Source organism: Bowmanella dokdonensis (genome assembly GCF_017254865.1).
GTDB classification, from domain to species: Bacteria; Pseudomonadota; Gammaproteobacteria; order Enterobacterales; family Alteromonadaceae; genus Bowmanella; species Bowmanella dokdonensis.
Map to the genome: position 1 here is coordinate 1 of NZ_JAFKCV010000247.1, position 324 is coordinate 324.

The following is a 324-nucleotide window of genomic DNA, read 5'->3' on the forward strand; positions in this document are numbered from 1 at the left end:
TGCGAATGGCGCTAACACTTACCCCTTAGGCAGCATATCCGATAGCAACAGGGCGATGCCCAGAAAGGACATAAAGCCAGCAATATCTGTGATGGTCGTCAGTACAATGGACGATGACTGAGCCGGATCCAGGCCGGCTTTTTTCAGCACAATAGGCACCAGTGCACCGGCGCTACAGGCAATGACCAAGGAGCTAACCATGGCCAGAGCAATCACCAGTGCCAAGCCGATGGACTGGCTCCATACATACACCCCGACCGCACAGGTTAGGGCGATAACCACGCCGTTCATGGCACCGGCAATCATTTCTTTAAACAGCACTTT

At 53.4% G+C, this 324-nt stretch carries 1 protein-coding gene; it reads right to left on the minus strand.

What is annotated here, in order from left to right; genetic code table 11:
• Nucleotides 1–18: 18 nt before the first annotated feature.
• Nucleotides 19–324, minus strand: a 306-nt coding sequence (locus J0A66_RS22425; RefSeq protein WP_206576036.1) for a magnesium transporter, incomplete at its 5' end; no start/stop codon positions are given.